Genomic DNA, 23,518 nt, shown 5'->3' with positions numbered 1-23,518 from the left:
TCAGCGGCCCAGCATCGGCAGATTGAGACCTGCCTCGCGCGCCGTTTGCTGCGCGAGTTCATAGCCCGCATCCGCGTGACGCATCACGCCGGTAGCCGGATCGTTGAACAGTACGCGACCGAGGCGCTCTTTTGCGGCATCCGTGCCATCGGCGACGATCACGACGCCCGAGTGCTGGCTAAAGCCCATGCCGACTCCGCCGCCATGATGCAGCGACACCCACGAGGCGCCGCCCGCCGTATTCAGCAGCGCGTTGAGCAGCGGCCAGTCGCTGACTGCGTCCGAGCCGTCTTTCATGGATTCGGTTTCGCGATTCGGGCTCGCCACCGAACCGGTGTCGAGGTGATCGCGGCCGATCACGATCGGCGCCTTCAGTTCGCCGTTCCTGACCATTTCGTTGAACGCCTGACCCAGACGATAGCGATCCTTCACGCCGACCCAGCAGATCCGCGCGGGCAACCCCTGGAACGCGATGCGTTCGCGCGCCATGTCGAGCCAGTTGTGCAGATGCGGGTCGTCGGGGATCAATTCCTTGACCTTCGCATCGGTCTTGTAGATATCCTCAGGATCGCCCGACAGCGCGACCCAGCGGAACGGACCCTTGCCTTCGCAGAACAGCGGCCGGATATACGCCGGCACGAAACCCGGGAAATCGAACGCGTTTTGCACGCCCATTTCCAGCGCCATCTGACGGATGTTGTTGCCGTAGTCGAGCGTGGCGGCGCCGCGTTCCTGCAGCGTCAGCATGGCTTGCACCTGGTTGGCCATCGACTGCTTGGCCGGCGTGATGATCGAATCCGGCGCGGTCTTCATGCGCTCACGCCAGTCTTCGACGCGCCAGCCTTGCGGCAGGTAGCCGTGAATCGGATCGTGCGCGCTGGTCTGATCGGTCACGCAATCCGGCGTGATGCCGCGCGTCACGCACTCGGCGAACACGTCGGCGGCATTGCCCAGCAGGCCGATCGACACCGGCTTGCCGGCCTGCTTCGCTTCGTCGAGCATGGCGAGCGCTTCGTCGAGCGTCTTCGCTTTCTTATCGACGTAGCGCGTCTTCAGGCGGAAGTCGATGCGCGTCTCGTCGCATTCCACCGCGATCATCGAGAAACCGGCCATCGTGGCCGCGAGCGGCTGCGCGCCGCCCATGCCGCCGAGGCCGCCGGTCAGAATCCAGCGACCCTTCGGCTCGCCGTTGAAATGCTGGTTCGCCACCGAGAAGAACGTCTCGTAGGTGCCCTGCACAATGCCCTGGCTGCCAATGTAGATCCAGCTGCCCGCCGTCATCTGGCCGTACATCATCAGGCCCTTGCGGTCGAGTTCGTGGAAGTGTTCCCACGTCGCCCAATGCGGCACCAGATTCGAATTCGCCAGCAGCACGCGCGGCGCGTCGGCATGCGTGCGGAACACACCGACCGGCTTGCCGGATTGAATCAGCAGCGTTTCGTCTTCGTTCAGATCCTTCAGCGACTTGAGAATCTGATCGAAGCAATCCCAGTTGCGCGCCGCACGGCCAATGCCACCGTACACGACCAGCGCATGCGGATGCTCGGCGACTTCCGGGTCCAGATTGTTCTGGATCATCCGGTACGCGGCTTCCGCGATCCAGGTCTTGCAGGTCTTTTCCGCGCCGCGCGGTGCGCGGATCGTGCGGGTCGGATCGAGACGCGGGTCGATGTGTTTCGGGTTGTTCATGATGGCCCTCGGAATGCTTGAAGATGGTCGAAAAAGATTCGGGTTCGGAAAAGACGGCGTAGTCAGAAATGTCCGGTGAAGCGATAGCGGCTGCCGGGATGCCAGAGATTGGCGATCGAAGCGACCTGGCTTTGCGACCACGTGCGCCGATGCAGCACGAGGCACGGCTCCATCTCGTCCATCGTCAACAGTTCGCGCGTATCGGCGTCGGCGGCTAGCGCCTCGATGCGGTACTCGACCCGCTGCAACGGCGCGACGCGCACGAGATACTGGTTCGGCGTGGTGTTGGTGAAGTCCTGGAGCGCGTACTCGGGCGCGACCGCCGGATTGACCCACCGCTCTTCGAGCTGCACCGGCTCGTCGTTTTCGAAATGCAGCACGCGCGAATGAAACACCGGGCTGCCCGCGCTCACCTGCATTTCCTCGGCGAGCGCTTCGTCGGCGATGCTCGCGCCGATGTGCAGCACCTTTGCCTGATAACGATGACCGCGCGCGACGATTTCGTCGGAGATGCTGCGGATCGCCACCAGCGTCGATTCGTACTTGGGACGGGCTACGAAAGTGCCCGAACCTTGCACGCGCGTGAGAACCTGCTCCGAGGTCAGCTCGCGCAACGCGCGGTTGACCGTCATGCGCGCCACGTTGAATTCGCGCGCAAGCTCGTTTTCGGAGGGCACCTGGTCGCCTTCACCCCATTCGCCCGCATGGATGCGCGCGAGGATGAAGTCCTTGATGCCCTGATAGGCCGGTGCGTTCATTGGCTTGATATGCGTGCTTGAAACTTACTGTTCGGACGCGAAGGAGAACGGGCTCAGCTTCGCGATCGTGCCGTTCTGCACGAGACGCGTAACTGCCGCGATATCCGGTGCGAAGTAATGGTCGAGCTCATAGTGCGCGACGTCCTTGCGCACTACGTCCATCGCTTTCTGCAGGCTCGGGCTGGTCTTGTGCGGCGCGCGCAGATCGACGCCTTGCGCGGCGGCCAGCAGTTCGATCGACAGAATGTTCGCGGTGTTTTCAGCAATGTCGCCGAGCTTGCGCGCGGCGAACGTCGCCATCGACACGTGGTCCTCCTGATTCGCCGAAGTGGGCAGTGAATCGACCGAAGCCGGATGCGCGAGCGTCTTGTTTTCCGAGGCGAGTGCCGCAGCCGTGACGTGAGCGATCATGAAGCCCGAATTCACACCACCATCGCGCACGAGAAACGGCGGCAGACCCGACAGCGTCGCGTCGATCAGCAACGCGATGCGGCGTTCGGCCAGCGCGCCGATTTCCGCGGCGGCGAGCGCAAGGTTGTCGGCCGCGAAGGCGACCGGCTCCGCGTGGAAATTGCCGCCCGACAGCACTTCGCCGGTGTCGGGGAAAATCAGCGGATTGTCGGAGACCGCGTTCGCTTCGAGCAGCAGCACGTTGGCCGCGTGGCGCATCTGATCCAGACACGCGCCCATTACTTGCGGCTGGCAGCGCAGGCTGTACGGATCCTGCACCTTGTCGCAATCGGCGTGCGAGACGTTGATTGCCGAACCTTCCAGCAGCGAGCGGTATGCCGCCGCCGCGTCGATCTGACCTTGATGGCCGCGCAATTCGTGAATGCGCGCGTCGAACGGCTTGACCGAACCCATTGCGGCATCTACCGACAACGCGCCCGACACCAGCGCGGTGCGGTACAGGTCTTCGATGGCGAACATGTTGTACAGCGCGAGCGCCGTCGAAGCCTGTGTGCCGTTCAGGAGCGCCAGCCCTTCTTTGGCTTGCAGCGTGAGCGGCTTGAGGCCGACGAGCGCGAGACCTTCGGTGGCCGGCATGCGCTCGCCCTTCGCGAACACTTCGCCGACGCCGAGCAGCGCCGCCGACATATGCGCGAGCGGCGCAAGGTCGCCCGATGCCCCGACCGAACCCTTGACCGGAATCACCGGCAGCACGTCCGCGTTGTACAGCGTGATCAGCGCGTCCATCACCTCACGGCGAATGCCCGAATGGCCGCGGCCGAGGCTCGAGAGCTTCAGCGCGATCAGCAGACGCACGACCGGACGCGACATCGGCTCACCCACGCCGACCGCGTGCGAGAGCACCAGATTGCGCTGCAGCAGTTCGAGCTGGTCGTGCGGAATATGCGTGCTGGCAAGGCGCCCGAAGCCCGTGTTGATGCCGTAGGCCGGCTCGCCCTTCGCGGCGATATCGGCGACGGCTTGCGCGCAGGCGTCGATCGCGGCATGGCTGGCGGGATCGAGCTGCAACGCGACGTGTTCGCGCGCGATCTGGCGCAGTTGCGGGAGAGTCAGGTGGCCGGGCTTCAGATTCATCATGGTTGTCGTCCTGTCTATACAATTCGAGAGAAGTCTAGCGGCGCCTCCTTGTATATACAACTTGTTTTTTGAGGATTCGGCCTGGGAGTTTCCATTAAGTTGCAACGCATGCTTGGCGTGGATCTTGCCAATGCCAACACCTCCAGCGGTCGCCCGCTACGTATCGCACTTCCCGTCCGGCGGACTTAACTTGTATATACACCTTCAAAATAGCAGGCGCCACGCGGACAAAAAAATTCCGCCTCTGACCGGCCGCCGCTCCGTGCTCATAGGAGCGTTATAGGCGAGGCCGCTGACGGCGCAAAAAAAGCCCGCGGGCTCAGGCAAGCCGCGGGCTTCGTTTCGGGCGAACGAATCGAACAACGCCGCTAAAGCCTCACGCGCGCCGCGATGAAATCCAGAAAACACTGCACGCGCCCCGCCAGCGACGCGCTCTGGTAATACACGGCGCTCACCCGTTGCCGCTCATCCACCAGCACATTGCCGAGAATCGGCACGAGGCGCTTCTCGCGCACGTCGGCCGCGCTCATGAAGTCGGCCAGACACGCGATGCCCCATCCCGACAACGCCAGTTGCCGCAATGTCTCGCCGCTCGATGCAGTGATCGCCGGTTCGATCTTCAGCGCTGCGGCCCCGCCCTTGCGCCCTTCCCGCAACGGCCAGCGGTTCAGATGCTCCGGCGCCGTGAAGCCGATCAGCCGATGCTCGCGCAAGGCTTCCACCGATCTGGGTTCGCCATATTCGGCCAGATACGCCGGACTCGCGAGCACCCGCAGCTTGCTGGTGCCCAACGCACGCGCATGCAAGGTCGAATCCTGCAACTCGCCGATGCGAATCGCGATGTCCACCTTCTGCTCCAGCAGATCGACGATCCGTTCGTTGCTGGTCAATTCCAGCCTGATCTCCGGATACAGCGCAGAAAACGCCGTCATATGCGGCGCCACGCAATGCAGCATGAAGGGCGACGCGGCATCGACACGCAGGCGCCCCGACGGCCGCTCGCGTCCTCGCGTGACGGACTCTTCGGCTTCTTCCATCGCGTGCAGAATCGCGCGGGCACGCTGCAGGAAGGTCTCGCCCTCTTCGGTGAGCTGCAGACGGCGTGTCGTGCGCCGCACCAGCGCGGTATCGAGTTTCTTTTCAAGGCGTGTGAGCGCGCGGCTCACGCCGGAAACGGTTTGGCCCAGCTTCTCAGCGGCCGCGGTGATCGAGCCGCTGTCGATCACCGTGACGAACACCAGCAACTCGTCGGTCGAAGTTTTCATTGTTGATTTCAAATCAAGTTTGATTTGAGACTAACACGCTTTTTGCGAGAATCAAGAAGGCGGATACTGCGTGCATGTCATCGTGTTTCTCAACAAGGAGAACGACTTGAAGATTTTCATCACAGGCGCAAGCGGTTTTATCGGCGGATCCATTGCAGCGCATCTCGCGCGTGCCGGCCACAGCGTTCGCGGTCTGATTCGCAACCCCGAACATAGCGCCGAACTGAAGCGGCTCGGTATCGAACCCGTGATCGGCACACTCGACGACCGCGCGCTGCTGATCGCCGAAGCGAAAGCCGCCGACGCCGTCATCAATGCCGCGAGCAGCGACCATGAAGGCGCGGTGAAGGCGCTGATCGAAGGACTCGCCGGGTCCGGCAAAACGTTTCTGCACACGAGCGGTTCGAGCATCGTCGGCGATGCGTCGGGCGGCGAAGCGGGTCAGGCGCGCATCTATCACGAAGACGCGTTGCCCGAGCCGACCGCCGACAAGGCCGCGCGCGTGGCGATCGATCAACTCGTGCTCGACGCCGCGCAGCAGAACATCCGCTCGGCCGTACTGTGCAACACGCTGATTTACGGCCACGGCGCGGTCCCCGGCAGCGCGAGCGTGCAATTGCCGCGCCTCGTGCGTCAGGCGCAGAAGAGCGGCGTGGTGCGTCACGTGGGCAGCGGCGGCAACATCTGGTCGAACGTGCATATCGACGACGTGGCCGAACTCTATCGCCTCGCACTCGAGAAAACGCCCGCGGGCACGTTCTATTTCGTCGAAAGCGGCGAGGCGTCGTTCCGCGACATGAGCGCCGCGATTGCGCGCGCGATGAAGCTCGGCGAACCGCAAGACTGGCCGCTCGAAGAAGCACAAAAGGAATGGGGCTACGAAATGGCTTCGTATGGGCTCGGTTCGAACAGCCGCGTGCGCGGCGAGCGCGCCCGCAAGCTGCTCGGCTGGCAACCCAGGCGTACTTCGGTGATCGACTGGATCGAGCAGGAGTTGATGTCGCCGAAGGGTGCTTCGTCCGAAGCGTGAACCAAGGGGGCTCGCGTCGAAGCGGGCCCAAAGAGGGCTTCTTCCGGGCACCCAAAGACGCCCTCCAGAGCGTAATCCATGTAAGCGCAGCCGTTGCGAATCCGTAAGCTCAACTCGATAGAATCGCGCTCACCTGATCGCGCGATTCGACAGTCCGAGTCGCGCATGAGCCCGGATTTGATCGATGACTTACGCGCTGAATTTCGATTGGCTAACCAATCTGCTGGCGATTCTTTTCATCGTGGCGTGTCTCTACGATGCACGCTACGACGAATACGGCACGTTGACGCTGTCAGCGGCCGCGATGGGACTCGCCGTAATGGCGATCGAGTTGTTCCTCAAGCCGGCCTTCGACATGGCGCTTTGAAGCGTAGACGCTTCGAGCTCGACGCCGCACGCGAAATTGAACGTCAACTCGCAATCGGAACTATTCGCGCTGTTCTACGAAGCGGGACGCCGGAATGCATGACGTCCTGCTTCCTACCCACAACCATCAGATCGCCCAGCCGCCGAGATAAAAACCCACCAGCACGATCGCGATAGCCACCGTGCCCACGTTCAGCTTGCGATACTCGCCGCTGACCACGCGGCCGATCACCAGCGTCGCGAAGCCGAGCATGATGCCCGTCACGATGTTGGCGGTCAGCACAATGAACACCGCGCACATCAGGCCCGACATCGAGTCGACCATGTCGTCCATGTGCAGCTTGCTGACGTTCGAGAGCATCAGCAGACCAACATACATCAGCGCGGGAGCCGTCGCATACGAAGGCACGAGGCCGGCGAGCGGCGAGAAGAACATCACCACGAGAAACAGCAGACCGACTACCGCGGCCGCCATGCCGGTCTTCGCGCCTGCCGCCACGCCGACCGTCGATTCGATATACGCCGCCGCCGGCGCGCCGCCGAGCAGGCCCGAGAAAATCGAACTCAGCGAGTCGGCCGTCAAGGCGCGACCACCGTTGATGATGCAGCCGTTTTCATCGAGTTGCCCCGCTTGTCCCGCGACGGCGCGGATCGTGCCCGTGGCATCGAACACCGCGGTCATCACGAGAGCCAGCACGCTGGGCAGCACCGCCATCGACAAGGCACCCTTGAGGTCCATCGCGCCGATCAGCGAAGCATGACCCGGCGCGCTCAGCGACGGCACGGCGAACACGCCGTGAAACGACACAGCCGGATCGATAGTGAGCGCGATCGCCGAAATCGCCACGATCACGATCAGGATCGAGCCCGGCACGCGGCGGCGCACCAGACCGAAGATGGCCGCGAGTCCCGCCACCGACATCAGCGCCGGCAACGCCGTGATGTTGCCGAGCGACACCGGCAAACCCGCACCGGGATTCTTCACGACGAGACCCACGTCGTTGGCGGCGATCAGGAGCAGGAAGAGGCCAATGCCGATGCCCGTGCCGTGCGCGATACCTGTCGGCAGATTGCGCAGAATCCACGAACGCACGCCCGTCACCGAGATTGCGGTGAACACGACACCCATCAGGAACACCGCGCCGAGTGCGACATTCGGATGCAGGCCCTTGCCGAGCACGAGGCCGAACGCCGTGAAGGCCGTCAGCGAAATCGCGCAGCCGATCGCAATCGGCAAACGCGCCCACACGCCCATCAGCAGCGAGCCGAAGGCCGTGGTCAGACACACGGCGACGAACACCGCGCTGGTGTCGAAGCCCGCTTTGCCGAACATGCCCGGCACGACGAACACGGAATAGACCATCGCCAGAAAGGTCGTGATACCCGCGACGATTTCCTGACGCTGAGAACTGCCGCGTGAAGAGATTTCGAAGTAGCGGTCGAGAAAGCCCTTTGCGTCGAATGATTCGGCGCCGACTTCAGAAATCGGTTGGGCGTGGGGTTCCATCATGATGAGTGCCTCCTTTATCAGCGTGCTGAAACGGCCGTCGATACGGTCGTCGTCAGGTTCGTCTCGTTGCGTTGGTTTAATGTGGGATGGGGTCTTTTTTGCTGTCTCGAAATGTAGGGCAACACAAATATGTCTCCCATCGCATGAATGGCATGCCCGGCATGTCGCGACGCTTATATCGTTTAAGGCACGGCAAATCAGCCTCACAGCCCGCGCGTTTACACCTACGGTCCGTCACGAAGAGATGAAAGGGTTTTGAGAGTTTCGGCACATGCCAATGAAGCGCGCGACCCGCCGACACATCGACACACCGGCGCAGCGGCATGAACCATGCTTGGGGCCACCTGTCAGATTGCCTGCAAAACCGCAGCCGCCCAACGTCGCGGGTTACACTCTGGCCCGTACCCGTTTTAACCGCGGCGGCCCATTGCGCCCGTCCGCACCGGCCCTTGGAGTCCTTCTTGATGAGCGGCGGTTTTTCGCGTCCTGCCTGGCGTCACCTGATTCTTGCCGTGTTCGCACTGTTCGCGCTGTCCGGTTGCAGCAGCCTGCTGTGGGGTCCGCAGCAGGCGCCGATCGTCGACGCCACGGTGATGCCCGTCGAACCCGCCAGCGCGCCGGTGGCCGCCTCCGCGCCCGAACCGGTCGAGACCGAAGCGGCCGAGCCCGAGCAGCCGAGAAAGCCGAGGAAACCGGTCGTCAAGCCGCACAAGGTCGAGCCTCCGCCGCCCGTCGTCACGCCTGCGCCACCGCCTCCACCGCCCCCGCCGCTGATCGTGCTGCGCACGATCGAGCGCAACGAGGCGCGCGCACTGCTCGATAGCGAAGTGCAGAAGCCCGACGGCAAGGTGGTCGGACGCGCAGTGGATCTGATCGCGGACGCCGGCGGCAAGCCGCGTGAGATGGTCGTGAATCTGCAGGGTTTCCTCGGCGTCGGCGACCGCAAGGTGAACTTCCCTTGGAGCGCGTTCCGCTTCACGCCGACCGCGAAAACCGCTCCCATTACACTCAATGCCGCCGCGGTTCCGGCGAACCCGGCCAAGGCGGCCGCGGCCGCCTTGCAATTGCCGCTGATCGACGCCACGGTCGAACGCTCGAACGGGGCCAAGGTGGGCCGCGTGATCGACGTGCTGGTCGACGCCAACGCGCAGCCGCAGGCGGTCGTGCTCGACGTCAACGGCATGGTGAGCCCCGAACGGCGCACGATTGCCGCCAACTGGTCGGCGCTGCGCTTCGTCACGAAAGACAAGGAGCTGCATCCGCTGCTCGAATTGAGCGACGCGCAGATCAACGCGTCGCCTCCTTATGCCAGCGACAAGCCGATCCGCGCGGTGTCGCCGGCGCCGCCTCCCGCGCCAGCGCCAGCGCCCGCCCCTGCTTCCGCGCCCGCCGTCGCGGCGCCTGCCGCCGCAGCCACGACCACGACGGCTTCCAACGCACGGGCGGCCCGATGACAGGCCGCACTCTGGTAACGGCGCGCAGCTTGCGCGCGCTCGATTGGCTGAATTTTTTCGTCGCCAACGTGCAAACAGGTTTTGGACCGTTCATCGCGTCCTATCTCGCCTCGCATAAATGGACCCAAGGCGAGATCGGCATGGCGCTCTCCGTGGGCACGATCAGCGCGATGGTGAGCCAGGTGCCCGGCGGCGCCGCTGTCGATGCGTTGCGCAACAAGAAAGGCGCGGCGGCCTGGGCAATCATCGCGATCATTCTTAGCGCGGTGCTGCTGGCCGTCAGTCCGACGGTGCTGCCGGTGATCGCCGCCGAGGTGTTCCACGGCTTCGCGAGTTGCATGCTGACGCCGGCGCTCGCCGCGATCTCGTTCGCGCTGGTGGGACGCGCGAATCTCGGCGACCGGCTGGGGCGCAATGCGCGCTGGGCGTCGATCGGCAGCGCGGTCGCAGCCGGCCTGATGGGCGTGTTCGGCGAGTACTATTCGCCGCGCGCGGTGTTCTGGCTGACAGCCGCGCTCGCCGTGCCCGCCCTGTTCGCGCTGACGATGATCCAGCGCACGGACACCGTCGAATTGCCGAAGGCCGCGCCGACGCCGCAGCAGATCGAGCGGCGCGAGAGTCTGCGCGAGCTGTTGCGCGACAAACGGATGCTGCTGTTCGCGGCGTGCATCGTGCTGTTCCATCTGTCGAATGCGGCGATGCTCAATCTCGCCGCCGGCGAAGTGACGGCCGGCATGGGCGACAACGTGCAGCTCGTGATCGCGGCGTGCATCATCGTGCCGCAGGCGATCGTGGCGATCATGTCGCCGTGGGTCGGGCGCTCGGCAGAGCGTTGGGGACGCCGGCCAATTCTGCTGCTCGGCTTTTCAGCGCTGCCGATACGGGCGTTGTTGTTTGCCGGAATCAGCAGCCCCTATTTGCTCGTGCCGGTGCAGATGCTCGACGGTTTGAGCGCTGCTGTGTTCGGGGTGATGCTGCCGCTGATTGCCGCCGATGTGGCGGGCGGCAAGGGACGCTATAACCTGTGTATCGGCCTGTTCGGATTGGCAGCCGGGATCGGGGCTACGTTGAGCACCACCGCCGCCGGGTTTGTGGCCGATCATTTCGGCAATGCGGTGAGCTTTTTTGGTCTGGCCACGGCCGGCGCGCTGGCGGTTTTGCTGGTGTGGGCCGCCATGCCGGAGACTCGGGACGCCGCGGCTGAAGACGAAGCGCCGGTGGCAGATGGGGGAAAGTCGGCGGCTCGGTGACCGCCGCCTTTTTGCCTGCGCGGCATCCGGAAGAACACGGCCGCGCGGGCAAAAAAAACCACTACCCGATATCTCGCCCGGCAGTCTCTTGCATAAACGGCAACGGCAACAAAGAAACCATCCCGCACCCGATCAGATACCACGCCGGCGCGAGATGACTCCCTGAAACCTGAATCAGCCAGGTAGCAAAAAACTGCGCGAACCCGCCGAAAATAGAAACCCCGAGACAATAGACAATCGACATGCCAGTCGCGCGAATTTCGCGAGGAAACATCTCCGGCAACATGACGATATTGGGCACGGCGGTAAACGCAACCAGCACGGCCAGTCCGGCAACTACCGACAGCAGAACCGGCACTGTCGGCGATGCATTGATCGTCATGAACGCCGGATACACGGCGACGATCAGCAGCACGCGAGAAACCCACAACACTCGCTTGCGTCCAACGCGATCCGACAACGCGCCCGCAAAAGGCGAACAGATCACCGTCACCATCGCGGCGGTCCACGCGGCCCAGAGTGCCGACGACATCGGCAGATGCAAGATCCTGATCGCGTAAGTGGACAGATAAAACAGCACGATATAGTTTGCCGCCGTGCCGCCGATCGTCGTCAAAACGCCCGTCGTGATGACGCGGGAATGCTCGCGAAATAGCGTGCGCACCGGCTGCGAACCAGGCTGCCAAGCCGCCGTCACACCGTCGCCCGACTGCGGCGCCGGGCCGTCTTCGACGCCCGGCAGCGTCTCATCGAGATGTCGCCGGATATAGATGCCGATCGGCCCCATCGCCATACCGATCACGAACGGCACGCGCCAGCCCCAACTCTCCAGTGCCGCGGTCGAGAGCGCCGCCGCCAGCGCGACACCGAGCAGCGATCCGCACACCGTGTTCAAGCCCTGGCTCACGAACTGCCAGCTGCCATAGAAGCCGCGCGTCTTGTTGCTGCCGTACTCCAGCAACAGCGACGTCGACGCACCGATCTCGCCGCCCAGCGCAAAACCCTGAATCAGCCGCGCCAGAATCACCAGCAGCGGTGCGGCAATGCCGATCGCCGCGTAAGTCGGCGCGAACGCGATGATCGCGGAGCCGAGCGTCATCAGCCACAACGTGAGGCTCATTGCGGCCTTGCGACCCGCGCGATCGGCATACGCACCGAGCACGATGCCGCCCACCGGACGCATGATGAAACCGACGCCGAATGTGCCGACCGCCAGCATCAGTTGCGCGAGTTGCCCTTCCACCGGGAAATACAGCTTGCCGATAATGGTCGCGAAGAAACTATAGATTGTGAAGTCGAAGAACTCGAGGCCGTTGCCGAGTGTAATCGCGGCAATCGCTTTGGCGTGGCTCGTGCGCCTTGCAGGCTGTGCTGCCGACGCGCTCTGCATGCCCAACGCTTGAGTGCCGGCGGGCCGCGATGTGGCGGAATAATCCATCTGTGTCTCCGTGATGTTCTTGCTGCTGATGCGCAGGCGCTGCTCTGCCCGCTTATGCAGAAGCTCCGGCCTCAGACCAGAAACGTCTGCGCGAGTCTCACCCAATAGGCCGCGCCGGTGGCGAGGCAATCGTCGTTGAAGTCGTAGCCGGGGTTGTGGACCATGCAGCCGCCTTCACCGTCGCCATTGCCGATGATCAGGTAGCTGCCCGGACAACGCTCCAGCAGAAACGCGAAATCTTCACTGCCGGTGAGCGGCTGCATATCGGCAATCAGGCCGCCTTCGCCGAGCCAGTCGAGCGCGACTTGCCGCGCAAGAACGGTCATGCCCGCATCGTTGACGAGAACCGGATAGCGACGCTGATAATCGACATGCGCCTGCGCGCCGAACACGGCCGCCTGGCCGCATGCCACTGCCGTGACGCGTTCCTGCAAGTAATCGCGAACCTCGGGTTTCAATGCGCGCACCGAAAGACGCATCTCGGCCGTCTCCGGAATCACGTTCGGCGCTTCGCCCGCGTGAATCGCGCCGACGGTGATGATCGCCATATCGAGCGGCGCGATGTTGCGCGAGACGATGGATTGCAGAGCCAACACAATCTGCGCGCACACCACCACCGGATCGACCGCCTTGTGCGGCACCGCCCCATGACCGCCGCGGCCGGTCACCTTGATGATCACCGTATCCGACGAAGCCATGAACGAGCCCGGCAAAAAACCGAACTTGCCGGTCGGAAAACCCGGCATGTTGTGCATCGCAAACACGGCGTCGCACGGAAACCTGTCGAAGAGACCATCGTCGAGCATTTTTTTCGCGCCGGCCAAGCCCTCTTCGGCGGGCTGGAAAATCAGATTCAACGTACCGTCGAAGCACTTTTCCCGCGCCAGATGTTTGGCTGCGGCGAGCAGCATGGCCGTGTGGCCGTCGTGGCCGCACGCGTGCATCTTGCCGGGCACCTTGCTCGCGTACGGCAGGCCAGTGGTTTCGTGAATCGGCAGCGCGTCCATGTCGGCGCGCAGCCCTAGTTTGCGCGTGCCGGTGCCGACTTTCAGTTGCCCGACCACACCCGTTTGACCTAGCCCGCGATGCACGCTGTAACCCCACTCCTGCAAGCGTTCGGCCACCAGATCACCGGTTGCGAACTCTTCGTAAGCCAGTTCGGGCTGCGCGTGAATACGGCGCCGTAGCGCGATCATTTCGTCTTCGAGTTCGGCGATGCCCGCCGGAATGGCCATAGTGTTCACGTGGTGTCTCCGTCGATGAAAAGCGTGAACCCAGCATAACGACGCCGATTTTCCAGCGGCAGGCGTAGAATCGTTGCGGCAGCAACCGTTGGTTGCCACCTTATCTCCGCCTCGTCAGATGAAACTGCATCAGCTCAGCACCTTGGCGGCGATTGCCGATACTGGAAGTATCCGGGCCGCCGCCCGCTCGCTGGATCTGTCGCCCGCCGCGGTGACCAAGGCCATGCGCGAACTGGAAGCCGATCTGCAAGCGCCGCTGCTGGTGCGCAGTGCGAGCGGCATCGCGTTTACCGAGTTCGGCCGCGCGCTGGTCGTGCATGCGCGCGTGGTGCTCGGGCAATTGCAGCGCGCGCACGCGGAGATCGAAGCGTTACGCGGCGCCGCGGCCGGCAAACTGTCGATTGGCGTCACGCCGTGGGTCGCGTTGACGTTTCTGCCGCCCACCGTGCAACGGTTCCGGCTGCGCATGCCTGACGTGCAACTGGAGTTTTTCGAAGGACTGCTGGCGGTCGTGCAGCCGCGATTGCGCGACGGCAGCCTCGACTTTTCGATCGGCCGGCCGCCGCCCGCATCGCCGCAATCGGAATTCCACAACGTGCCGCTGTTTTCCACGCATTCGGCAGTAGTCGCGCGGCGCGATCATCCGAAAGCCGGTTGCCGCACACTGCTCGAACTGGAAGACGCGGAGTGGGTATTGAACTGGGATCCGGCGAGCCGCGAGTCGATCTCGGACAATGTGTTCCGCAAGCGCGGCATGCAGGTGCCGCACACCATCCATCTCGCGCATTCGCTGGCGGTCGTGCTGGGTCTGCTCGCGCACACGGACATGCTCAGCATTTTTCCGTGGCCGCTCGTGGAAGTGACGCTCGCGAAGGAGCAATTGTGGGCGCTGCCGCTGCGTGAGACAGTGGATGAAACCATCGTCAGCATCACGTCACGCCGCGGCGCGCCGACGAGTCCGGCGGCCGCGTGCTTTCTCGAATGCCTGCGCGAAGTGATCGACGAAGGCGCGCGCTCGCAAGACCCCGAGCAGCGCCGCCTGTTTCATTCGATCGAATTGCTGCTTTAGTTGCGGCATGGATTAATAGCGAGAATTCACGCGCCTTTCACACGGCTTACGCGCCGTCTGCCTGACGCGCCTGGCGGCGCTTCCTTGCAGCGGCGACGGTCGGCAGCGGCACCGGCACCGCGCCGGACATGCCGTGCTCGATCAGAAAATCGCGGAACAGACTGGCCACGTGCGGCAGCCGTTTATCCGATACATGCATCACATACCAGTCGCGTTCGATCGGATTGGCTGACAGCGGCAGCAACGCGAGCAGGCCTGCCTGAAACTCCAGCGAACATGCGTGCAGCGACAGAAACGCAATGCCGAGGCCGGCCTCGACCAACTGCTTGATCGCCTCGTTGCTCGACAGTTCGGAGCCGATATGAAGCTTGAGGCCCGCGAGGCGAAACAGATTCTCCACGGTGGAACGCGTGCCCGAACCGCGCTCCCGCACGAACAGATTGGCGCTTTGCAGATCGTCGAGCGACAGGCGCTTCTTCTTCATCAGCGCATGCGCGGGTGAGGCGACGAACGCCATCGGATGTTTGGCGAACGCGGTCGCTACCGTGCGCAATTCGCGCGGCGCGCTGCCCATTACCGCGAGATCGATTTCATGCGTAGCCAGCATACGGATGATGTCGGCGCGATTGCCGACCTTGAACTGCACCTTCACCTGCGGACGCGATTCGGTGAAACGCACGAGAAACGGCGGGATCAGATACTCGGCCGTGGTGATCGCGCCGATGCGCAGCGTGCCGCCCTGCTCGCCGTGCAACGCGGCCAGATCGTCCGCCGCGCCGTTCCACAGGTCGAGGATTTCCAGCGCATAGCGGGCGAGAATCTCACCGGCCGCGGTCAACTGCACGCCACGCCCTACGCGCTGCAATAGCGGCGCACCCGCAGCCTCTTCCAGCAAACGCACCTGTAGCGAAACAGCCGGCTGCGTGAGCCGCAATTCTTCGGCCGCGCGCGACACGCTGCCGAGCTTCGCCACCGTATGCAAGGCCTTCAACTGACGAAACGTAGCGGCTTTTAACATAAGTGAAAACCTATATGTTCCGCATAAACATTAAATTGTGCTGCGGTTTTCGCCGATTTTATACTGGCCTGACAGATGAGCCGGGGAATCTTCGGTAGCGCGCTCCACGCCGCGCCATCACCGGCCCCGGTGCGAACAACGTCAGGAGGGTAGCGATCATGATCCAAATCGATCAGCAGGCAGGCGCAACGACACAACGCGCGCAACGTGCGCAGCGAAACGAAAACACGGCGGGGCATCGGATCGTCATCGTCGGTGGCGGCGTGGGTGGACTCGGGCTCGCCACGCGCCTGTCCGCATCGCTCGGGCGTGCCGGCCTCGCGCGGATCGTGCTGGTCGATCGCTGGCCCACGCACTTCTGGAAGCCGCTGTTGCATGAAGCCGCTTCGGGCCAGCTCGATCCCGCCACGCATCAGTTGCAATACGCGGTACAAGCGCAACGGCACGGCTTCGAATTCGAACAGGGCGAACTCACCGCGCTCGATCGCGCGCAACGCCATATCACCGTGAGCGCGCTGCGTGATGCGGACGGCCGCGAAATCCTGCCAGCACGTCAGATCGCCTTCGATACATTGGTGCTGGCCATGGGCAGCGTCACGCAGTATTTCGGTGTGCCCGGCGCCGCCGAACATGCGTTGCCGCTCGAATCGGTCGCGCATGCGGAAGCCTTCCGCCGCAAGCTGCTCGACGCCTGCCTGCGCGCGAGCCACGCGCGCCGCGCACGCACCGCGCATGCGGACACACCGGTGTCGATCAACATCGTCGGTGCGGGTGCGACCGGTGTCGAACTTGCCGCCGCGCTGCGCGACACGGTGCGTTTGCTGAATCGCTACAGTCCGTTTTCGCTCGATCCCGCGCGCGATTTTCGCATCCGTCTGATCGAAATCAGTGGGCGCGTACTGCCCGCGCTATCCGAATCGATCTCGGCGCGCGCTGAGCAGATGCTCGAGAGCCTCGGCGTGCAAGTGTTGAGCGCGACGCGCGTCACCGAAGTGCGAGCGGATGCCGTGCTAACCGACGGCGGTACGCCGCTCGCCAGCGACATCGCGATCTGGACGGCGGGTATCGCGGGGCCGCCGGTTTTGCGCACGCTGGACGGTATCGCCGTAAACCGCAACGCACAGATAAACGTGAATCGCACCCTGCAATGCACGAACGACGCGAACGTATTCGGTCTCGGCGATTGCGCAGCCTGTCCCGCCGACGACGCAGGCACCTTCCTCGCGCCGCGTGCGCAGGTCGCGCATCAGCAGGCACTGTTTCTGGCGCGTGCATTGAAGTGCCGCGTGACAGGCAAAGCGCTGCCCGAGTTCGTGTATCGCGACGCCGGCACGCTGGTCGGCTTCGGGCGTGAAGGCGCGATCGGCAACCTCAGCAGCGGCTTGCTCACGCAGCCGGTGTTCGTCGACGGCTGGTTCGCTAGCGCGATCTACAAGCTGATTTATCGCCGGCACGTCATGACGCTGACCGGTTTCGCACGTATGGCGCTCGATACGGCGAGCCACTGGCTGCGCAGGCGCGTGCATCCGGTGATCCGTCTGCACTGAGGGACGCATGGCCACTCGCGCGGCTCGCTAAGCATGAGCATGAGCGAGCCATGCGAAACCGAGCATGCGCGTCGAATACCGAAACAAAATATGCACGCGCCATATATGACGAAATTGTCATCTTGCTCTCATGTTGATATCGATCAGGTCAACGTACGATGAAACCGTTTCACTTTCGACTCGTACGGTATGCGGCATTTTCAAAGAATGCGAAGCCTGACAATGCGCATCACCCATTTGGGCACGGGCTTCCCCGCGCAATGGGAGCGACTTCAGATCGAACAGCCCGTCTCACTGGCAGCCGCGCTGGTTGTCATTGCGATCAGCTCTCTGGCGTTCTGGTGGAATCAGCCTGACGGGCTGTTCGACGGCGGCGAACCGTCCTGCGCAGCCGTATCCGCAGCCGCATCGGCTTCCGGCAAGCCGGGAGGCCAGAACGGCCCATTGTTTACACGCGGCCTGCTATCGCTTGAAGTGTCTTCCGCGATCATACGCACATCGCCACGCTCGCAGACATCGAGCCAGCTGCCCGCCGACGATCACAGCCTCGAAGCACCCCGCGTCCCCATGTCGTGCAGTCCCGCTACGCGTATCGGCCGCTGAAAAGCGTCACCGGAGAGAAAACCATGCGTATCCTGATCGTCGAGGACGAAATCAAAACCGGCACGTACCTTCGAAAGGGATTGACCGAAGCGGGCTTTACCGTCGACTGGGTGGCGGACGGCGTGACGGGCCAGCATCGCGCGCTGACGGAAGACTACGACCTGATCATCCTCGACGTCATGCTTCCCGGCCAGGACGGCTGGACAGTGCTGAAAAATCTACGCCGCACCCATTCGACCTCGGTACTGCTGCTCACCGCGCGCGACGAGGTGGACGACAAGGTGCGCGGCCTCGAAATGGGCGGCGACGACTATCTCGGCAAGCCGTTCGACTTTGCCGAGTTGCTGGCCCGTGTCCGCTCCATCCTGCGACGCGGACAACCCCGCGACGCCGCCTCGCTGCAGGTGTCGAACCTGGTACTCGATCTGACGCGCCGCAAGGCCACGCGCCAGGGCGACACGATCCTGCTCACGGCCAAGGAATTCGCGCTGCTTTGGCTGCTGATGCGTCGTCAGGGCGAAATCCTGCCTCGCTCGACGATCGCCTCCCAGGTGTGGGACATGAACTTCGACAGCGACACGAACGTCGTGGATGCCGCGATCCGGCGCCTGCGCGCGAAAGTCGACGACAACTACGAACCCAGGCTGATACACACCGTGCGCGGCATGGGCTACGTGCTGGAAGAGCGCGGCCTGTCACAGTCTTGATGCGAAGTCTGCTCACGGCAATGCGTTTGCGCGCGAAAGCCCGGTCCATGAAGCAGCCCGTGCGCCCCCTGCTGCGCACTTTGCGCGCAAGGCTATCGGTCCTGTTCGCGCTTTCGACCTCGACGCTGCTGATATTCAACGGCGTCCTGCTGCACCGCGGCTTGCAAACGCGTCTCGAGGTCACGTCGGCGCGTGAAATGGCCACCATCCTCGCATCGCTGCAAACGCGCCTCCTGACCATGCCCAGCATTACAGCGGTCAGCGCCGATCGTGAGACCTGGCACAAGCAGGTGTACGGCCACAAGAACTTCGATATCGCCCTGTTCGACACGCGAAGCGCGCCGCTCATCCGCACTAGCGGCTATTGGCCGAACGCGGAGACGATGACCGTGCGCGCCGGCCTGGTACCCGTGAGCGTATCGGCCGGGACACAGCCGCTGCGTTTTCTGGTGGCGATGGCGCCGCTTGGCGGCTTGTCCGGCACTCAGGTGCGCGTGGTCGTGCAATACGACACGCGCGGCGAACGCGCGTTGCTGCGCGCTTATGCACTCAACGTGCTCGTTGTGATCACGGCCGGGACGCTGGTGAACGCGCTGCTTGCATGGTCGATTGCCCGCCTCGGGCTGCGGCCGCTGGCCTGTTTGACAGCGCGTGCCGAGCGGATCTCCAGCAGCCACCTTGCGCAGCCGCTGCCCGAGCACGACATGCCCGGCGAACTGAAGGAACTGAGCCGCGCCTTCAACCGGATGCTTGCACGCCTGCATGAATCGTTCACACGGCTCACGCAATTTTCATCTGATCTTGCACACGACATGCGCACCCCGCTCACCAATTTACTCGCCGAAGCGCAGGTCGCCCTGTCGCAACCGCGCTCAGCGGATGAATATCGCGGCGTGATCGAATCGAGTGTGGACGAATTCCAGCGGCTCGCGCGCCTGATCGACAGCATGTTGTTCCTCGCGCGTGCGGACAGCGGTCACCGCCGGCTGACGCTGCAGTCCGTCGATGCACGCAGCGAAGCGATGCGGATCGCCGGCTACTACGAAATCATGGCCGCGGATGCCGGCGTCGAGATCGTCGTATCGGGCAATGCGTGCTTCGAAGGCGATGTGCCGCTGGTGCAACGGGCGCTGAACAATCTGATTTCGAACGCATTGAGCCACGCGCCGCGCGGCAGCACCGTCAACATACAGTGCGGCGAGCACCGGCACTACGCTCAGCTGTCGGTGTCGGACACCGGTGCGGGCATCGACAGTCCGCATCTGGAGCGCATCTTCGACCGTTTCTACCGGGTCGATCCATCGCGGCACAACTCGGCAAGCGGCACGGGCCTCGGGCTCGCCATCGTCAAATCGATCATGGACGAACATCGAGGCGAATGCAGCGTGGAAAGCGTGGCACACAGGCGCACCACATTCAGTCTGCGGTTTCCGAAGCATGTGCCCGGCAGTTGAGCGAAGCTCGGCCCGGCACGTATGGGAGAGATCGAGCGGCAACCTGATCGTGCATGGCGGACTCTCAGTCCAGAAACTCCGCTGCCCGCTTGCGTAGCACCACGCCGAAATCGTCGAGCCAGCCGATCGACAAACGCCAGCTCTGCCAGTACAGATCGACATCGATGGGCTTGCCGGGCGCCATTTCCACCAGCTCCCCGCTCGCCAGATGCGGGGCGATCATGCGCTCCGGGCACATGCCCCAGCCGAGGCCCGTCACGCAGGCGCGCAAAAAGCCGGCGACATGCGGAATCCAGTGCAACGGCGGATCGAGTTCCGCGCGCGTGATGCGGCGCATGAAGCGCTTTTGCAACTGGTCTTTCGGATTGAAGTCGACGCACGGCGTGCGCCGCAAACTCTCGCGCGTAACACCGCCGGCAAAGTGACGTGCGAGGAAGTCCGGCGAACAGACCGCCAGATAGCGCATCCGCCCAAGACGCGTGGAGCGGCAGCCCTGCACCGGCTCGGCCTGCGTGGTGACCGCGCCTTGCACGCTGCCGTCGCGAATCCGCTGCGCGGTATGGTCCTGATCGTCGATCACCAGATCGAGCAGCATTTCCCGTTCTACGCAGAATTGCGCGACCGCGTCGATAAACCAGGTGCCCACGCTGTCGTCGTTGACGGCCACGCGCAGCGCCGGCCACGGCTCGACCAGCGCGCCGGGCAGCGCCGGCAGGCGGCCGGTCAGCTCCGCTTCCAGCAATTGCACGCGCTCGGTGTGGCGACACAGCAGCGCACCCGAAGTGGTCGCGACGCAGGGTTGGCCGCGCTTCACCAGCACGCTCCCCACGCGCTCTTCCAGCAGCTTGACCCGCTGCGACACCGCGGACGGCGTCACGTTGAGCTCGCTGGCGGCACGGTCGAACGAGCCGTGGCGCACCACGGCGGCCAGCGCGTCGAGCAACGCATAGTCGAGCATTAGCTTTCCTTAATCGGCATTAAGTGAATTAGCTTCTCTTATGACAAGCGAACCCGCAGACTAGCCCCGTTCGCTTCTCCCGTCTACTGGATCGACTATGAACTGGCTGTCTTTTTCTCACGGCGCCGCCCTGTGCGCATCTCTGATCGTCACCATCGGCGCACAAAACGCCTTCGTGTTGCGGCAGGGCATCATGCGCTCGCACGTCGGCAAGATCGTCGCGCTGTGCGCGCTGTCGGACTTCATTCTGATCGGCGCGGGCGTCGGCGGCGCTTCGGTACTGGTCGAGCGTTATCCCGTGTTCGTCCACGCCATGCTGTATGTCGGGCTCGCGTATCTGGCCTGGTTCGGGATCAACGTGCTGCGCCGCGCAGTGCGGCCGGAACACGCGGTGCTGGAAAGCGAGGCCGGCAGCGCGGCGCCCGTGCAGCGCGCCGTACCGATCATTCTGATGACGCTCGCCTTCACGTGGCTCAATCCGCATGTGTATCTCGACACGTTCCTGCTGATCGGCACGGCCGGCGCGCGCGAGCCGGAAGGCGCGCGGGTTGCCTTCGCGCTGGGCGCGATGGCGGTCAGCGGTATCTGGTTCATCGGCCTGGGTTACGGCGCACGCGCCCTCGCGCCGCTCTTCAAGCGGGCAACGGCATGGCGCGTGCTGGATGGTGCAATCGGCAGCATGGTATTGCTGCTCGCGGTAACGCAACTGCGGTGAAGGCCGCGTCGTTCCGGCCAGTTACGGCTACCGCATTCTGGTTCGCTGACGGCAAAGCGTGCTGTCGGCTCTTCACTGTTTTCCGCCATACGCCTAGATGTACCCAAGCGCGGATGCCTTCAATGTAGCCGCTGCCCGAGTGGAACATTCGAGCTTCCGGAAGACGCTTTCCACATGCGTTCGCACGGTACTGGGGCTCAACTCGAGCGCGCGGGCAACCTCCTTGTTGCTTGCACCGAGACTGATATGTTTCAGCACTTCGGCTTCCCGTGGCGAAAGCAATCCTGTTTTCGGACTCCGTGCCCGGTCATCCTCAACGGACGCCCGGCAATCCCCGAGTTCCGCGGACACTGTTGCCTTGACCACTTCCGCGTCGAAGCGCCCTGCCCGCGCCTGCTCAGTGAGCAGAGCGGCAGCCTCATCCGGCGAGAACGCCGGCCTCCAGGGGCGAGCCGAGCGTAACGCGACCCACGCGGCGGCGACCGCGAGAATACGCGCTTCGCGTCCAATCGCATCGCCGGCACTGCTTCGGAAATAGCCTGAACCGTCGAGGCGCTCGTACGCGAAAGAAGCGATCTCCGATTCCCGGGCCAGCCCTTCGATCTGTTTGCCGGCACGCGCGGTCCAGTAGGGCACGAGGCGCACCTTCTCCCATGCGGCAGGGGAAAGCCCGCCCGCCGTGTTCCAGATCGCGTTGGGGACCGCCATGCGTCCCATGCCATGCAGCAGGCCCGCCACATACGTGCGGCGCCGCGTTTCCTCACCGGTGCCCAGACTTGCGCAGCAGGCGGCGGCCGTCCCGGCCACTCGCCGCGAATAGCCGGTCATCCACGGCAGCTTCAGGTCGATCACATCGGCGACGATCTCGGGCGCGCTGACAAGCTGCATCGCGTCCGTGCAGATGGGCTCATCACGACGTTGCGCGACCGAACGGTCGAGTTCTTCGAGCCATGCCGCTCCGCGAACCGCGGCAAGCCGCGCCAACTCCGCCGGATATTGCCGGCCCGCCTTCTGCGCGATCAACATCTGCGCGCGCTCCAGACCGTAGACCCGGCTCAGGATCTCGAGATCCCCGGCCACCGCGACCATGAACACCGCGGACGGTACGTCGCCGCCCGGCATCTGGCCCGGAAAACCTCCGCCATCCCAACTTTCGAAAATCCGCCGAAGCGCCTCCTGAGTCGCATCAGCCAGCCCGAGCATGTGAGCCACCTCGCCGGAGACTTCGCAGTGGATCTGGGCGAGCGGCATGATCGCGGCGCCGACTTGCGCCGGTGATTCGCCGACACCGGCCCAGTCCGGCCGCATGGCGAGCATCGCCGCACGCCCGCCGATGTCGTCGCCGAGCCAGTCGGAAAAACCGGTTGCGTTCGCGGTGCAACCGGACCACCTCAGAAGGGACACTTCCCTGACGACATCGCATTGCGCGCCGTCAAGACCGGCCTCCGCCGCGAGCCGCGCCGCGAGCCAGCCGGTGCGCGGCGAATGGTCGGTTGGCTGCCCCATGCTGAGGTCGCCAATGAACGCCAGCGCCTTGACAGCGTCCAGCACCCGGATTGCAGAAATGTCATGCATGGCTTTCGACCTTGTTGTCAGTACCCGCCCGTCCAGCCGGGCTGCGTCGAATCGGTCATTCGACCGCTCCAGGAAGCGGCCCGAATGGCGCATCCTCCAGTCCGCAAGTTACACGAGGCCGTCGTGGTACGTGCGGACAGAGAAGGATCGCATGATCCCCGCGCCCTTGCAGGCAGCCATGGCGCAACAGATCGGCGCGACGGTGGTCAAGGTCGACGCGAGCCACGTCGTCATGCTGTCGCAGCCGGCCGAAGTCGCGGCAGCCATTATCACGGCGGCTCGCACGGCGAAGTGAGGACGACAGGCTGTCGGGCGATCAC

The 23,518-nt window shown here is 63.9% G+C and carries 21 protein-coding genes; 11 read left to right on the top strand and 10 right to left on the bottom strand.

Going from position 1 to position 23,518, the window contains the following annotated elements; all coding sequences use genetic code 11:
- From hutU to NE850_RS16615, 4 genes are all read right to left on the bottom strand, one after another.
- On the bottom strand, positions 1–1,689 hold the full coding sequence (gene hutU, locus NE850_RS16630) for a urocanate hydratase (protein WP_007182418.1): 1,689 nt from the start codon (positions 1,687–1,689) through the stop codon (positions 1–3).
- A 62-nt stretch (positions 1,690–1,751) separates the two neighbouring features.
- Complete coding sequence (gene hutC / locus NE850_RS16625) at positions 1,752–2,447, bottom strand: histidine utilization repressor (protein ID WP_007182419.1); 696 nt, start codon at positions 2,445–2,447, stop codon at positions 1,752–1,754.
- Between the two features lie 24 nt (positions 2,448–2,471).
- Positions 2,472–3,995 carry a histidine ammonia-lyase gene (gene hutH / locus NE850_RS16620; protein WP_007182420.1) on the bottom strand — a complete coding sequence of 508 codons (1,524 nt, stop codon included), beginning with the start codon at positions 3,993–3,995 and terminating at the stop codon, positions 2,472–2,474.
- 368 nt (positions 3,996–4,363) lie between these two features.
- Complete coding sequence (locus NE850_RS16615; RefSeq protein WP_007182421.1) at positions 4,364–5,260, bottom strand: LysR family transcriptional regulator; 897 nt, start codon at positions 5,258–5,260, stop codon at positions 4,364–4,366.
- Positions 5,261–5,366: 106 nt separating this feature from the next.
- On the opposite strand from NE850_RS16615, the gene NE850_RS16610 reads away from it, so the two are divergent.
- Positions 5,367–6,290, top strand: coding sequence for an NAD-dependent epimerase/dehydratase family protein (locus NE850_RS16610; protein WP_035518672.1), 924 nt, complete (start codon positions 5,367–5,369; stop codon positions 6,288–6,290).
- 184 nt (positions 6,291–6,474) lie between these two features.
- A complete protein-coding gene (locus tag NE850_RS16605; RefSeq protein WP_007182423.1) occupies positions 6,475–6,657 on the top strand; it encodes a hypothetical protein in 183 nt (60 codons plus the stop codon).
- Positions 6,658–6,783: 126 nt separating this feature from the next.
- Here the strand turns inward: NE850_RS16605 and NE850_RS16600 are convergent, their stop codons facing one another.
- Entirely contained in the window at positions 6,784–8,166 is a 1,383-nt protein-coding gene (locus tag NE850_RS16600) for an NCS2 family permease (RefSeq protein ID WP_007182424.1), read from the bottom strand.
- A gap of 464 nt (positions 8,167–8,630) precedes the next feature.
- Here NE850_RS16600 and NE850_RS16595 point away from each other — a divergent pair, with 464 nt between their 5' ends.
- Both NE850_RS16595 and NE850_RS16590 read left to right on the top strand, forming a co-directional pair.
- Positions 8,631–9,620 carry a PRC-barrel domain-containing protein gene (locus tag NE850_RS16595; RefSeq protein WP_007182425.1) on the top strand — a complete coding sequence of 330 codons (990 nt, stop codon included), beginning with the start codon at positions 8,631–8,633 and terminating at the stop codon, positions 9,618–9,620.
- Entirely contained in the window at positions 9,617–10,870 is a 1,254-nt protein-coding gene (locus tag NE850_RS16590) for an MFS transporter (protein WP_007182426.1), read from the top strand. Before NE850_RS16595 ends, NE850_RS16590 begins: the two co-directional genes overlap by 4 nt.
- Before the next feature lie 61 nt (positions 10,871–10,931).
- Here NE850_RS16590 and NE850_RS16585 read toward each other — a convergent pair whose 3' ends face one another.
- Both NE850_RS16585 and NE850_RS16580 read right to left on the bottom strand, forming a co-directional pair.
- The gene (locus NE850_RS16585; RefSeq protein ID WP_007182427.1) at positions 10,932–12,308 is read right to left on the bottom strand and encodes an MFS transporter; all 1,377 of its coding nucleotides are present in this window, start codon (positions 12,306–12,308) and stop codon (positions 10,932–10,934) included.
- A gap of 71 nt (positions 12,309–12,379) precedes the next feature.
- Positions 12,380–13,552: a M20 aminoacylase family protein gene (locus NE850_RS16580; protein ID WP_007182428.1), complete on the bottom strand. Its 1,173-nt coding sequence runs from the start codon at positions 13,550–13,552 to the stop codon at positions 12,380–12,382.
- 118 nt (positions 13,553–13,670) lie between these two features.
- Here NE850_RS16580 and NE850_RS16575 point away from each other — a divergent pair, with 118 nt between their 5' ends.
- Positions 13,671–14,621 (top strand): LysR family transcriptional regulator, encoded by a 951-nt coding sequence (locus NE850_RS16575; protein ID WP_007182429.1) that lies wholly within the window; start codon positions 13,671–13,673, stop codon positions 14,619–14,621.
- 46 nt (positions 14,622–14,667) lie between these two features.
- On the opposite strand, the gene NE850_RS16570 is transcribed toward NE850_RS16575, so the two are convergent.
- Entirely contained in the window at positions 14,668–15,639 is a 972-nt protein-coding gene (locus NE850_RS16570) for a LysR family transcriptional regulator (protein ID WP_007182430.1), read from the bottom strand.
- A gap of 158 nt (positions 15,640–15,797) precedes the next feature.
- Here NE850_RS16570 and NE850_RS16565 point away from each other — a divergent pair, with 158 nt between their 5' ends.
- From NE850_RS16565 to NE850_RS16550, 4 genes are all read left to right on the top strand, one after another.
- Positions 15,798–17,186 (top strand): NAD(P)/FAD-dependent oxidoreductase, encoded by a 1,389-nt coding sequence (locus NE850_RS16565; RefSeq protein WP_007182431.1) that lies wholly within the window; start codon positions 15,798–15,800, stop codon positions 17,184–17,186.
- 222 nt (positions 17,187–17,408) lie between these two features.
- Positions 17,409–17,789 (top strand): hypothetical protein, encoded by a 381-nt coding sequence (locus tag NE850_RS16560; RefSeq protein ID WP_165185540.1) that lies wholly within the window; start codon positions 17,409–17,411, stop codon positions 17,787–17,789.
- Positions 17,790–17,812: 23 nt separating this feature from the next.
- Positions 17,813–18,496, top strand: a complete 684-nt coding sequence (irlR, locus tag NE850_RS16555) for a heavy metal response regulator transcription factor IrlR (protein WP_007182433.1) — start codon at positions 17,813–17,815, stop codon at positions 18,494–18,496.
- A gap of 47 nt (positions 18,497–18,543) precedes the next feature.
- Positions 18,544–19,950 (top strand): heavy metal sensor histidine kinase, encoded by a 1,407-nt coding sequence (locus NE850_RS16550; RefSeq protein ID WP_165185538.1) that lies wholly within the window; start codon positions 18,544–18,546, stop codon positions 19,948–19,950.
- Between the two features lie 64 nt (positions 19,951–20,014).
- Here NE850_RS16550 and NE850_RS16545 read toward each other — a convergent pair whose 3' ends face one another.
- A complete protein-coding gene (locus NE850_RS16545) occupies positions 20,015–20,908 on the bottom strand; it encodes a LysR family transcriptional regulator ArgP (protein ID WP_007182435.1) in 894 nt (297 codons plus the stop codon).
- A 97-nt stretch (positions 20,909–21,005) separates the two neighbouring features.
- Here NE850_RS16545 and NE850_RS16540 point away from each other — a divergent pair, with 97 nt between their 5' ends.
- The gene (locus NE850_RS16540) at positions 21,006–21,623 is read left to right on the top strand and encodes a LysE/ArgO family amino acid transporter (protein WP_310698933.1); all 618 of its coding nucleotides are present in this window, start codon (positions 21,006–21,008) and stop codon (positions 21,621–21,623) included.
- A 93-nt stretch (positions 21,624–21,716) separates the two neighbouring features.
- Here the strand turns inward: NE850_RS16540 and NE850_RS16535 are convergent, their stop codons facing one another.
- A complete protein-coding gene (locus NE850_RS16535) occupies positions 21,717–23,198 on the bottom strand; it encodes an HD domain-containing phosphohydrolase (protein WP_007182437.1) in 1,482 nt (493 codons plus the stop codon).
- A gap of 151 nt (positions 23,199–23,349) precedes the next feature.
- On the opposite strand from NE850_RS16535, the gene NE850_RS16530 reads away from it, so the two are divergent.
- Entirely contained in the window at positions 23,350–23,493 is a 144-nt protein-coding gene (locus NE850_RS16530; RefSeq protein ID WP_197740219.1) for a hypothetical protein, read from the top strand.
- Positions 23,494–23,518 lie beyond the last annotated feature (25 nt).

The organism is Paraburkholderia sp. USG1 (genome assembly GCF_031570135.1).
Lineage (GTDB): Bacteria > Pseudomonadota > Gammaproteobacteria > Burkholderiales > Burkholderiaceae > Paraburkholderia > Paraburkholderia dioscoreae.
The sequence above is the reverse complement of the archived record's forward strand: the minus strand, read 5'-3'. Positions and strand labels throughout refer to the sequence as shown.

Bases quoted from the DNA above. Each gene is read 5' to 3' on its own strand.
- NE850_RS16565 (WP_007182431.1), top strand. From the start codon at position 15,798: ATGATCCAAATCGATCAGCAGGCAGGCGCAACGACACAACGCGCGCAA.
- hutU (WP_007182418.1), bottom strand. From the start codon at position 1,689: ATGAACAACCCGAAACACATCGACCCGCGTCTCGATCCGACCCGCACG.
- NE850_RS16585 (WP_007182427.1), bottom strand. From the start codon at position 12,308: ATGGATTATTCCGCCACATCGCGGCCCGCCGGCACTCAAGCGTTGGGC.
- NE850_RS16540 (WP_310698933.1), top strand. From the start codon at position 21,006: ATGAACTGGCTGTCTTTTTCTCACGGCGCCGCCCTGTGCGCATCTCTG.
- NE850_RS16535 (WP_007182437.1), bottom strand. From the start codon at position 23,198: ATGCATGACATTTCTGCAATCCGGGTGCTGGACGCTGTCAAGGCGCTG.
- NE850_RS16560 (WP_165185540.1), top strand. From the start codon at position 17,409: ATGCGCATCACCCATTTGGGCACGGGCTTCCCCGCGCAATGGGAGCGA.
- NE850_RS16590 (WP_007182426.1), top strand. From the start codon at position 9,617: ATGACAGGCCGCACTCTGGTAACGGCGCGCAGCTTGCGCGCGCTCGAT.
- hutH (WP_007182420.1), bottom strand. From the start codon at position 3,995: ATGATGAATCTGAAGCCCGGCCACCTGACTCTCCCGCAACTGCGCCAG.
- irlR (WP_007182433.1), top strand. From the start codon at position 17,813: ATGCGTATCCTGATCGTCGAGGACGAAATCAAAACCGGCACGTACCTT.
- NE850_RS16595 (WP_007182425.1), top strand. From the start codon at position 8,631: ATGAGCGGCGGTTTTTCGCGTCCTGCCTGGCGTCACCTGATTCTTGCC.
- NE850_RS16575 (WP_007182429.1), top strand. From the start codon at position 13,671: ATGAAACTGCATCAGCTCAGCACCTTGGCGGCGATTGCCGATACTGGA.
- NE850_RS16600 (WP_007182424.1), bottom strand. From the start codon at position 8,166: ATGATGGAACCCCACGCCCAACCGATTTCTGAAGTCGGCGCCGAATCA.
- NE850_RS16545 (WP_007182435.1), bottom strand. From the start codon at position 20,908: ATGCTCGACTATGCGTTGCTCGACGCGCTGGCCGCCGTGGTGCGCCAC.
- NE850_RS16550 (WP_165185538.1), top strand. From the start codon at position 18,544: ATGAAGCAGCCCGTGCGCCCCCTGCTGCGCACTTTGCGCGCAAGGCTA.
- NE850_RS16615 (WP_007182421.1), bottom strand. From the start codon at position 5,260: ATGAAAACTTCGACCGACGAGTTGCTGGTGTTCGTCACGGTGATCGAC.
- NE850_RS16570 (WP_007182430.1), bottom strand. From the start codon at position 15,639: ATGTTAAAAGCCGCTACGTTTCGTCAGTTGAAGGCCTTGCATACGGTG.
- hutC (WP_007182419.1), bottom strand. From the start codon at position 2,447: ATGAACGCACCGGCCTATCAGGGCATCAAGGACTTCATCCTCGCGCGC.
- NE850_RS16605 (WP_007182423.1), top strand. From the start codon at position 6,475: ATGACTTACGCGCTGAATTTCGATTGGCTAACCAATCTGCTGGCGATT.
- NE850_RS16530 (WP_197740219.1), top strand. From the start codon at position 23,350: ATGATCCCCGCGCCCTTGCAGGCAGCCATGGCGCAACAGATCGGCGCG.